The 10783-nt window shown below is 66.1% G+C and carries 9 protein-coding genes; 4 read left to right on the forward strand and 5 right to left on the reverse strand.

Annotation, left to right across the window (positions count from 1 at the left end; genetic code table 11):
• The first annotated feature begins 1055 nt into the window (after positions 1-1055).
• Entirely contained in the window at positions 1056-2027 is a 972-nt protein-coding gene (locus C1878_RS08950) for a biotin--[acetyl-CoA-carboxylase] ligase (RefSeq protein WP_114601283.1), read from the forward strand.
• Between the two features lie 48 nt (positions 2028-2075).
• Here C1878_RS08950 and C1878_RS08955 read toward each other — a convergent pair whose 3' ends face one another.
• Complete coding sequence (locus tag C1878_RS08955) at positions 2076-3320, reverse strand: MFS transporter (protein WP_114601284.1); 1245 nt, start codon at positions 3318-3320, stop codon at positions 2076-2078.
• Between the two features lie 192 nt (positions 3321-3512).
• Here C1878_RS08955 and C1878_RS08960 point away from each other — a divergent pair, with 192 nt between their 5' ends.
• The gene (locus C1878_RS08960; protein WP_114601285.1) at positions 3513-4877 is read left to right on the forward strand and encodes a PFL family protein; all 1365 of its coding nucleotides are present in this window, start codon (positions 3513-3515) and stop codon (positions 4875-4877) included.
• A 49-nt stretch (positions 4878-4926) separates the two neighbouring features.
• On the opposite strand, the gene C1878_RS08965 is transcribed toward C1878_RS08960, so the two are convergent.
• From C1878_RS08965 to C1878_RS08980, 4 genes are all read right to left on the reverse strand, one after another.
• Positions 4927-5382 (reverse strand): PIN domain-containing protein, encoded by a 456-nt coding sequence (locus tag C1878_RS08965; protein WP_114601286.1) that lies wholly within the window; start codon positions 5380-5382, stop codon positions 4927-4929.
• Positions 5382-5699 (reverse strand): type II toxin-antitoxin system RelB/DinJ family antitoxin, encoded by a 318-nt coding sequence (locus C1878_RS08970; RefSeq protein WP_114601287.1) that lies wholly within the window; start codon positions 5697-5699, stop codon positions 5382-5384. Before C1878_RS08970 ends, C1878_RS08965 begins: the two co-directional genes overlap by 1 nt.
• 118 nt (positions 5700-5817) lie before the next feature.
• Complete coding sequence (locus tag C1878_RS08975) at positions 5818-6183, reverse strand: YccF domain-containing protein (protein WP_114601288.1); 366 nt, start codon at positions 6181-6183, stop codon at positions 5818-5820.
• 104 nt (positions 6184-6287) lie between these two features.
• Complete coding sequence (locus tag C1878_RS08980) at positions 6288-7025, reverse strand: TlyA family RNA methyltransferase (protein WP_114601289.1); 738 nt, start codon at positions 7023-7025, stop codon at positions 6288-6290.
• A gap of 146 nt (positions 7026-7171) precedes the next feature.
• Between C1878_RS08980 and C1878_RS08985 the strand changes: the two genes are divergently transcribed.
• Together C1878_RS08985 and C1878_RS08990 are read left to right on the forward strand one after the other, a co-directional pair.
• Positions 7172-10063 carry a sensor histidine kinase KdpD gene (locus tag C1878_RS08985; protein ID WP_158539774.1) on the forward strand — a complete coding sequence of 964 codons (2892 nt, stop codon included), beginning with the start codon at positions 7172-7174 and terminating at the stop codon, positions 10061-10063.
• The gene (locus C1878_RS08990) at positions 10047-10763 is read left to right on the forward strand and encodes a response regulator (RefSeq protein WP_114601291.1); all 717 of its coding nucleotides are present in this window, start codon (positions 10047-10049) and stop codon (positions 10761-10763) included. Before C1878_RS08985 ends, C1878_RS08990 begins: the two co-directional genes overlap by 17 nt.
• The last annotated feature ends 20 nt before the right edge of the window (positions 10764-10783 follow it).

Consider the following 10783-nt stretch of genomic DNA (forward strand, 5'->3'; position numbering starts at 1 on the left):
GCGCGTCCCTTCTATAACAGCCCGTTCGAACGGCTCGCCGGAGCAGCCCGCCAAGAGCAACCCGCCCGAACGAACTAGGCGCTTTTGAACATTTCGACCAATAATGAACACTTTGTTCAATAGCGGTTATTGTACGAGGAAGCCGCCGAGATTTCAACGCCTCTCCACAAACCCCGGCGGTTCGGCAGAGAGAACCCGACGAAACGCACGAAAATGCGAGCAGAGTTGCGCTTCGAAACCTGCATTCGCAGCCGCGTTCTCAAGCAATTCTTGAATTGCCTGTTCAGAGGCTTAGCGCGTTGGGCGACGAACGAGGCGGAGCGCCTTCATCGCCCCGAGACGTAACATTGCTCGCTTTTTTGTGCGTTTCAGGCGTCTTCCGCCTCCAAACCAGCATTGACATGCACCTGGTCAGGTTGTCATCCTGAGCATGCAACAGTCCAGTGGACTGTTGCACTCCCGAGCACGCGGAGCGAGCGCAGGGAGGCATCGCGAAGCGATGAGCGGCGCAAGCCACCGGAGCGAAGGATCCCGCGCGGCGACAGCCGAAGCGCTTTTAGTTGGCACCGAGTGGGTTCCTTCGTCCCCGTTTCGCAGGATCCCCAGCGTTAAGTCGGAGTCGATGCGAACCCGCCCGTATAGCTCGACGCCGGATCCCCGTCGAGCGGCCGAACAGGGACACGTCGTGGCCGACCCTGCAGCAAAAGCAGCTCTGAAGTCACGAAAATCACCGCTGTGAAGCATCTTGTGCAAACGTCAGGCAAGCCGTCGTCTCGAGACCTGGGGAAACGCACACAACTCGAAAAGAGGGTGCGCCCAAGGAGCGCCCGGAGGCCCTTCGGAGCCGCGAAAACGCTTCACAGCGGTGATTTTCGTGCTTTCAAGGCGGAGTTTCGCGCATGAGACCTACCCACGCATCGAAGCGCCCTGCCCGGAACGGGTGTCCCAAACAGGTACAGGCACTTTTTGGAACATTGTCACCCCGTCGTACGTCGAGCGTTGACACGAGGGGCGCGCTTCTCCTAGCATGGGGGTTCGCGAAGGGAAGGCGCTCGATGGGAACCAAGGAACAACTGCTGCGGATGCTGGAGGACAACCGCGACCGGCACGTGTCGGGCGCGCGGCTGGCCGAGGCCATCGGCGTGAGCCGCAACGCCGTGTGGAAGGCCGTGGAGTCGCTGCGCGCGGAGGGCTACCGCATAGAGGCGGCCACGAACCGGGGGTACCGCCTGGCGCAAGAGAACGACCTGCTGTCGCCCGCCAGCATCGAGCGGTTCCTGCCTGCGAACCATCCGTTCGACATCGCGGTGCGCAAGCGCTTGGACTCCACGAACGCCGAAGCGCGGCGGCGCGCGCTCGGCGGCGCGCGCGAGGGCGCGGTGGTGCTGGCCGAGGAGCAGACCGCCGGGCGCGGCCGTTTGGGCAAGACGTTCTACTCCCCCGCCGGATCGGGCGTGTACCTGAGCATGGTGCTGCGCCCGAGCTTGCAGGCCGACCGCGCGCAGTACCTCACCTGCGCCGCCGCCGTGGCGTGCGCGCAGGCCATCGAGGCCGTCACCGGCAAAGAAGCCCTTATCAAGTGGGTGAACGACATCTACTGCGACGGCCGCAAGGTGGCGGGCATCCTCACCGAGGGCGTGGTGGACATGGAATCGGGGCGCTTCGAGCACGCCGTGCTGGGCATGGGCGTGAACGTGAGGAGGCCCGCCGCCGGCTTCCCCAGCGACATAGCCGACGTGGCGGGGGCCGTGAGCGACGAGGCCGTGGGGGCGCTGCGCAGTCGATTGGCCGCCGAGATGCTCGCACGGTTCTGGCGCATCTACGAGAACCTGCCCGATCTGGCGTTCCGCGAGGAGTACCGGCACCGCTGCTTTTTACTGGGGCAGCCCATCGTGATGACGCGCAACGGCACGCGTATGCGCGTGCGCGCCATCGACCTCACCGCAGATTTCAAGCTGGTGGTGGAGCTGCCGGACAAGACGCGCTGGGAGCTGCCCTACGGCGAAGTGAGCACGGCAAGCGCTTGACGCAAGCGAGGCGCCGCAACGACGGCGCGGCACGTCGGAGCCTGGCGGCTACCGCCCGGTGCGACGCGCCTCCGCGGCGTAATGCGCCCCCGCCGCCAACGCCCCCGCAACCGAAACCGCCGCCAGGAACGCGTAGCCCGCGCCGAGGGACGACCAGCCGGCCAACGCCCCCACGATCATCGGAAACAGGCTCATGCCCACCGCGTACACTGCTTGGAAGAATCCCATGGCCGTCGAGCTTTTCCCAGGAGGGACCTCCACCATCGACTCCGACGTCAGGTACGACAAAAGAATGCCCGTCGACATGCCGGGCAGCGCCTGCAAAACGAACACCGCGTAGATGTTCCCCGCTGCGGGGACCAGCACGCAGTACACGCCCATCAAGACGAACACGAGCGGCACGTAGAACCGCGGCCCCCGGCGGGCGCAGCGCTCCGTGGAGGCGAACTGCGCCGATGCTACGGCGGCCACCATGTAGAACACCGAAGCGGCGCCGACGAACCCCGCGGAGGCGCCCTCGTCCCGAAGGATCTGCGTGGTGAACGACATGGCCGTGGACATCTGGACGCCCTGCTGCACCAGCGCGAGCACCGCGAACAGCACGAGCCGCCTGTTCGCGCACACCGACAGCAGATCCCTTACGGCTGCGAAGCCGCCGGGCCGGGCCGCAGGCGGCGCGGCGGCGGAGGCCGCGTCCGCCGCAGGTGCCTCTACCGCCGCGGCCGACGGGGCGTCGCCGCGAGAAAAGCCCTCGTCCTGCCGGATAAAGGCGCTGGCCGCCACCCCTGCGAAGCCGGCGACCGCACCCGCTGTGCAGAGCAGCGGCATGCCGCCGAACCCGTACAGGGCGGTTCCGAACACGAACGCCAGACACATGCCCAGGTTGCACGCCATGACCATGATGCTCGTCGCCTTCTGCTGCTTGCCCGGTGGGTAGTATTGGCCGTACAGCACCATGAACGATATCCAGGTGGACGCGGCGCATCCCGATATGATGCTGGCTACGAGGTACCCCTGCTCGTCGGGAGCCAGGACCCTGACGACGCAGGCCGCGCCGCCCAGCGCGACGCCTGCGGTGATGATGGCGCGGTGGCGCCCCAGGCGGTCGGCCATCACGCCCAGCGGAATCCTGAGCACGATCTGCATCGCTCCGTAAGCGCCGATAACCGCGCCGACGACCCCCGCCGCGACGCCCATCCCCGTCAAGTAGGGCGTCTGGTAGGGCACGTACACGTACAGGGAAAACCACAGGCACACCACCGCGACGAAGTGCGCCGCCTTGCTTCGGGACATGCGCGTCCACCTCTTAAGAATGCCGTTCCGCCGTCGCTCTTGCCGGCAGCATTATACGCCGACCGCCCAAAGGGGCGCGAATCCACATGAGAAGAAACGCCGGAAAAGGGCCGGGCGCTTCATCGGCCGGACGGTTATTTGCTATGCTGGTTCGATACGCGCACGCACCACCTGAGAGAAAGACGGGACGTCATGCAGATCACGCCGGCCGAAATCGCCGAAACGCTTGCGATGGTGAGCAAGCAGCACCTCGACATCCGCACCATCACGCTGGGCTTGAACCTGCGAGGTTGCACGGACGCCGACATTGACGTCATGGCGCGCAAGGTATACGACCGCATGACCTCCGCCGCCGAGCGCCTCGTGCCCACGGCCGAGCAGCTGGAGCGCGAGTTCGGCATCCCCATCGTGAACAAGCGCATCTCCGTCACGCCCATCGCCGAGATATGCGCCGCCACCGACGCGGAGGACTTCACGCCCATCGCCGTGGCCATGGACAAGGCCGGCAAGGAGGTGGGCGTCGACTTCGTGGGCGGTTTCTCCGCGCTCGTGCACAAGGGCGCCTCGAAGGCCGACTGCAAGCTGATGAACTCCATCCCCCACGCGCTGGCCGCCACCGACAACGTGTGCTCGTCGGTGAACGTGGGCTCCACGCGCGCCGGCATCAACATGGACGCCGCCTACCAGATGGCCGGCATCGTGAAGAAGACGGCCGAGGCCACGGCCGACCGCCAGTGCATCGGCGCCGGCAAGCTGGTGGTGTTCTGCAACGCCGTGGAGGACAACCCCTTCATGGCCGGCGCGTTCCACGGATCGGGCGAGGCCGACGCCGTGGTGAACGTGGGCGTGTCGGGCCCGGGCGTAGTGCGCGCCGTGCTGGCCGACCTGCCCAAAGACGCCGACATCACGTCGGTGGCCGAGGCCATCAAGGCCACGGCGTTCAAGATCACGCGCGCCGGCGAGCTCATGGCGCGCGAGGCCTCCCAGCGCCTGGGCGTGCAGCAGGGCATCTTGGACCTTTCGCTGGCGCCGACGCCGGCCGAGGGCGACTCGGTGGCCGAGATCCTGGAGGCTATCGGCGTGGGCCAATGCGGCGGCCCCGGCACCACGGCGGCGCTCGCCATGCTCAACGACGCCGTGAAGAAGGGCGGCGTCATGGCCTCGTCGTCCGTGGGCGGCCTGTCCGGCGCGTTCATCCCCGTGTCGGAGGACGCCGGCATGATTCGCGCGGCCGAGTCCGGCGCGCTGTCTTTGGAGAAGTTGGAGGCCATGACCTGCGTGTGCTCGGTGGGCCTGGACATGATAGCCGTGCCCGGCGACACGAGCGTGGAGACCATCTTCGGCATCATCGCCGACGAGTGCGCCATCGGCATGATCAACAACAAGACCACCGCCGTGCGCATCATCCCCGCCATTGGCAAGCAGGTGGGCGACCGGTTGGATTTCGGCGGACTCTTGGGCTACGCGCCGGTCATGCCCGTGAACGGCCATGCCGGCACCGTGTTCGCCCACCGCGGCGGCCGCATGCCCGCCCCCATCAACTCGCTGAAGAACTGACGCGAGCCAACAGCGCCTCTCGAAAGCGACCCTGCGGGGTCGCTTTCTTTTAAAAAGGTATCTCCTCGTACGTGAGGCCTTTTTCTTCGGCCAGGTAGGCGAACAGCTCGTCGCAATCGAACACCTTGATGGACGATCTCTCGAAGTCCTTCTGGTTGCGCGTGATGATGGCGTCGGCCTTCAGCTTGAGCGCGCATTGGTACACGCAGGCGTCCTCGAAGTCGTTCCAGGTCGAATCGAGCGCAGCGTCAACATCGGCTTCGGTCAACGAGCAGACGCGCACGAATTGTCGAGCGTGCCGCATGCTTTTCTTCACGCTTTCCGCCTCGGAAGCGCGCCCCCCGTTTGTCAGCAAGTAAAACAAATCCGTGGCTTGCGAAGCACTCATGAACAACTCGAATTCCTGCAAGAATCCCAAGATCATGAGCTTGCGCGCTGAATCGACGAAACCAGGACGCTCATCAAGATAATCGAGGATGATGTTCGTATCGACAAAAAACCTCATCAGAAATCACCTGGCTGCATGAGGCCCTTTGCAATCAGACGATCACGTTTGGCTTCTTTGATGGTCATATCGGAGAAACGCCCTGATGTCCTTATCTTCGGAATGCTATCCACCCAGGCAATCGCCTCTGCGATCTCCTCCTGCGTGTATTTCCGTCGCTCCTGCTGCTCCGGGAACGGCAGCTCCTTCTTCTCCAGCACGTAATCGTACAGGCGGTTCACCGCCTGCGAGGCGTTCGTGCCCAGCTGCTCGAGCATGCGGTTGCCCGCCTCTTTCTTCTCCGCCGACATGCGCGCCGTCACCATTGCATCAGGCATGTTGCACCTCCTCTGTTGTACGTACAACATTATAGTAAGATATGCCTGCGCCTGCAAGCCCCTGTGCAATAAAAGACAGAAAAGATCCGGAGCGAAAGCGACGGGAAAGCGGCGTCCGCTACTTCCCCCGCACCACGGCGCCGAAGGGGAGCAGGGCCAGCTTCGCCTGTTTGAAGCACTGCAGGCCGAAGGGGATGCCAATGATGGTGATGCAGAGCACCACGCCGTTGAGCAGCGCCTCGAGCGCCAGGAACACGCCGCCGAAGACGAACCAGAGCACGTTGAGCACGGCCGACCCCGCCCCGCCGCCGTACTCCACTTCCTTCCCGAACGGGAAGAACGCGAGGCCCGCCATCTTGAAGCACTGCGTGCCCACGGGTATGCCCACGATGGTGACGCACCACAGCGCGCCGACGAGGATCCAGCTCACACCCTGCCAGAGTCCCGCGAACACGAACCACAGTATGTTGCCGAGCACGCTCATGGGCTGCTCCTTCCTCGTCGTTGTTGCAGTATCGCACATAGGCCCGCACGGCACGGGAATCGTTGCCGCATCTTCAGCAAGCCGCCGCCGAGCGGAGGCCAGGATCAGATGTCCTCGCCGTACACCGCCCTCACCAGGTACTCCACGTTGCCCTCGGGGCCGGTGATGGGCGACTCCACCACGCCGGTCGTGCGGAAGCCGGCGGCCTCGAGCGCTTCGCGCACCTCGCCCACCACGCGCTCGCGCACGGCCCCGTCGCGCACCACGCCGCCCTCCGTCTCGCCGGGGCGCGACTCGAACTGCGGCTTCACCAATCCCAGGAACACGCTTCCCTCGCGAGACAGCCGCGCGAACACGGGCGCGAGCTGCGCGAGGCCGATGAAGCTCAGATCGGCCACCAGAACGTCGAACGGCGCGCCGAGTACCTCGGGATCGGCCAGCTTGATGTTCGTGCGCTCGAACACGGCCACGCGCGCGTCTTGCCGCAGCCGCCAGGCCAACTGCCCGTAGTTCACGTCGACGCACGCCACGCTGGCAGCGCCCGCCTGCAGCAGGCAGTCGGTGAAACCGCCCGTGGACGAGCCGATGTCGATGCAGCGCAGACCCCGCACGTCCTGCCGGTAGGCGTCGAGCGCGCCCTGCAGCTTGTGGCCGCCGCGCGACACAAACCGCCGACGGCCGCGCACCACGACCTCGGCATCGGGCGGGACCTTCAACGCGGCGCTTGCGGCGTACACGTCGTCGACCTTCACCTCGTGGGCGAGCACCGCGCGCAGCGCCGCGTCCGCATCGGGGAAGTAGCCCTGCTCAACGAGCAGCGTATCGAGCCTCTTCTTCTTCATGGGAACCAGTATAGCGCAAGCCCGCAAAAGACCCGTCCGCCACGACCCGGCACTGCAGCCCTCCACGGGCGTCTTCATGCTTTCTTAATGCCAGACCTGCGGCCTTAATGCCGCGTTCACGAGGTCTGTCGTATGATGTTCGCGCCATGGAAACCACGCCGACAGAACCGCTCCGCCCGAACCCCGACGACCTGCTGCAGGCCATCGCAGGTGCGGAGACGCCCGACCGCGGCCACCGGGGCCGGCTCAAGATATTCTTCGGCTATGCGGCGGGCGTGGGCAAGACCTACGCCATGCTCGAAGCCGCCCATGCGGCACGGGAGCACGGGCGCGACGTGGTGGTGGGCTACATCGAGCCCCACACGCGCCCCGACACGCTCGCGCTGGTGAAGGGACTGGAAACGCTGCCCGTGCGCGAGATCCCGTACAAGGGCATCACGCTGCGCGAGTTCGACGTGGACGCGGCCCTCGCGCGCAAGCCCGACCTCATCCTCGTGGACGAGCTGGCGCATACGAACGCCCATGGAAGCCGGCACTCCAAGCGCTATCACGACGTCGAGGAGCTGCTTTACGCGGGCATCGACGTGTACACCACGGTGAACGTGCAGCACCTTGAAAGCCTGAACGACAAGGTGTCCGCCACCACCGAGGTCGTGGTGCAGGAGCGCGTCCCCGACCGCATCTTCGACTACGCATCGTCGGTGGAGCTGGTGGACCTCGATCCCGACGACCTTATCGAACGCCTCGAGAGCGGCAAGATATACCGCCCCGACCGCGCCGAGACGGCGCTCTCCCACTTCTTCTCCGCCAAGAACCTGGCCTACCTGCGCGAGCTGGCGCTGCGTCGCACGGCCGACCGCCTGAACCGCAACCTCGAGCGCGGCCTGGGACGAGCGGCGGGCGATGCCGGCGACGACGTGCTCGTGCACGTGAGCCCCTCCCCCGGCAACGCCACCACCGTGCGGGCGGCCGCGCGCCTGGCCGCGGCCTATCGCGGCACGCTGACGGCGCTCGTCGTCGAGCCCACCGGCGAGAGCAAGCTCTCCGAGGAGGACGCCCGCGCGCTGCATGCGAACGTGGAGCTCGCCGAGGAGCTGGGCGCGCACGTCGTGACCGTCTACGGAGACGATCTGGCGCTTCAGATCGCCCAGTACGCGCTTTCGGGAACCATCTCGAAAATCGTCATCGGCTCGTCCGAGAACCGACGCAAGCGCACCTTCCCCTTTCTGCCCGCGCGCGAGACCGTAGCCGACCGGCTGGCGCACCTGTCCTGCACGGCAGACGTCGTCGTCATCGCCGATCGTCACGAGGCCCGACCCACCTCCGGCCCGCGCCTGGCTACGCGCCTCAAGCCCACGCGCACCGACTTGGCGGCCGCGTTCCTCGCGCTGGCGGGCGCCACGATGCTGGGGCTCGTCTTCCACGAGGCTGGGCTCGCCGGCAGCACCATCCTCGCCGTCTACCTGGTGGCCGTCCTGCTCGGCTCGCTCAAAGCCGACAGCTTCTTCTACAGCGTGCTCGCCTCCCCGCTTGCCGTGATCCTGTTCAACTTCTTCTTTCAAACGCCGCGCTTCACCCTGACGGCCTACGGGTTGAACTATCCGTTCACGTTCGCGTTCCTGTTCGTCACGTCCGCCGTGGTGTCGTCGCTCACCATCCGCACGCGCCGCGAAGCCGAAGCGAGCGCCCGCAAAGCCTACCGCACCGAGGTGCTGCTGGAAACGGAGCACCGGCTGCAGGAAGCCGACGGCGTGGACAACATCCTGTCCACCACGGCCGAGCAGGTCATCAAGCTGCTGCGCACCACCGTGGTGATCTACCAGGTAACCCCGGGGGGAAAGCTGCTCGACCCCAGCCTGTTCTCTTCGGGCAACCCCGACGAGAACGTGAGCATGACCGACCTCGTGAGCGAGAGCGAAACCGCCGTGGCCGCCTGGGTGGCCGGCAACAACAAGCGAGCCGGCACGGGGACGAGCACGCTCATGGACGCGCGCTGCCTTTACCTGCCCATTCGCGGCAAGAACGTCGTCGTAGGCGTGGCCGGCATCGTGGTGGCCGACGAGGACCTGGACGCTTTCGAGAAGAACCTGCTGCTGGTCATGCTGGACGAATGCGGGCAGGCCGTCGAACGGGAGCGCTCGACCGAGGAGGCGCACCGCATCCGCCTGCAAGCCGAGCAGGAGAGCCTGCGCGCCAACCTGCTGCGCAGCATCTCGCACGACCTGCGCACGCCCCTCACCAGCATCTCCGGCGACGCGTCTATCTTGCTGTCAAGCGCCGACGCGCTGTCCGACGAGAAGAAGCGGGCCATCTACACCGATATCTACGAGGACGCGCTGTGGCTTGTGAACCTTGTGGAGAACCTGCTGGTGGTGACCCGCCTGGACAACGGCACCGTAGCGCTCAAAACCGAACCCGAACTGGTGGAGGACGTCGTCCGCGAGGCGCTGCACCACCTGAACCGCAAAGCGGCCCTGCACGACCTGCGCGTGCAGATGGAGGATCCCTTGGTCATGGCCCAGATGGACGGGCGCCTTATCATGCAGGTCGTCATAAACCTGGTGAACAACGCCGTCACGTACACGCCCGAGGGGTCGCGCATCACCGTGAGCGCCCGACGCGAGCCGTCCGGGAAGCGACCGGGCGCTCCCGGGTTCGTGGCCGTGTCGGTGGCCGACGACGGCCCCGGCATCGCACCGGGCGAGCGGGCCGAGATCTTCACGATGTTCTACCAAGGGAAGAACGTGGGCAGCGACGCACGGCGCGGCATGGGGCTGGGCTTGGCGCTGTGCAAGTCCATCGTGGAGATGCATGGCGGGACCATCGCCGTGGACGCCCTGCCCGAAGCCGAGCGCACCGACCCCGGCCGCCCCGGCACCGTGATCACGTTCACGCTCCCTGCGGTAGAATACACGGTCGACGAAAGGATGCGCGTCGGGGAGGGCGACAAGGCCGAGTCCGGATGCGCAGACGGCAGGGCCGACGGCGCCGATACGGCGGGCGACGACGAAGGAGGGCCGCGTGGCGAACGCGACTGAGGGCAACGCAGCCTACACCGTGCTCATCGTGGAAGACGACAACGCCGTCAAAAGCCTCATAGCGACGGCGCTCAAAGTGCAGGGGTACCATCTGCTCGAAGCGGGCACGGGCACCGGCGCGCTTTTGGAGGCCACCACGAAGAACCCCGACGTCGTCATCTTGGACCTGGGGCTTCCCGACGCCGACGGCGTGAACCTCATCCGCCAGGTGCGCACCTGGTCGCGCATGCCCATCATCGTGGTGTCGGCCCGCACCGAAGACGCCGACAAGGTGGCCGCGCTCGACGCCGGCGCCGACGACTACCTCGTCAAGCCGTTCTCCGTGGAGGAGCTGCTGGCGAGGCTGCGCGTGGCCACGCGACGCCTGGCGGCCGACGCGCGCAACGACGAGGACGGGCCCGTCTACGAGAACGGCGATTTGCGCATCGACTACGCCGCGCGCACCGTCACGCTGGGCGGCGAGGAAGTGCACCTCACCCCCATCGAGTACAAGCTGCTGGCTTTGCTGGCCCGCAACACGGGCAAGGTGCTCACGCACAACACCATCCTGAAAGAAGTGTGGGGCAACGCGCTGGCCAGCGACCTGCCGTCGCTGCGCGTGTTCATGGCAACCCTGCGCAAGAAGATAGAGCCCGACCCGGCCCACCCCGCCTACATCCAGACCCACGTGGGCATAGGCTACCGCATGCTGAGAAAGTAGAGGGGTCCCGTTCGTCGCGA

The sequence above is a fragment of the Gordonibacter sp. 28C genome, assembly GCF_003339845.1.
In the GTDB taxonomy this organism is placed as follows: domain Bacteria; phylum Actinomycetota; class Coriobacteriia; order Coriobacteriales; family Eggerthellaceae; genus Gordonibacter.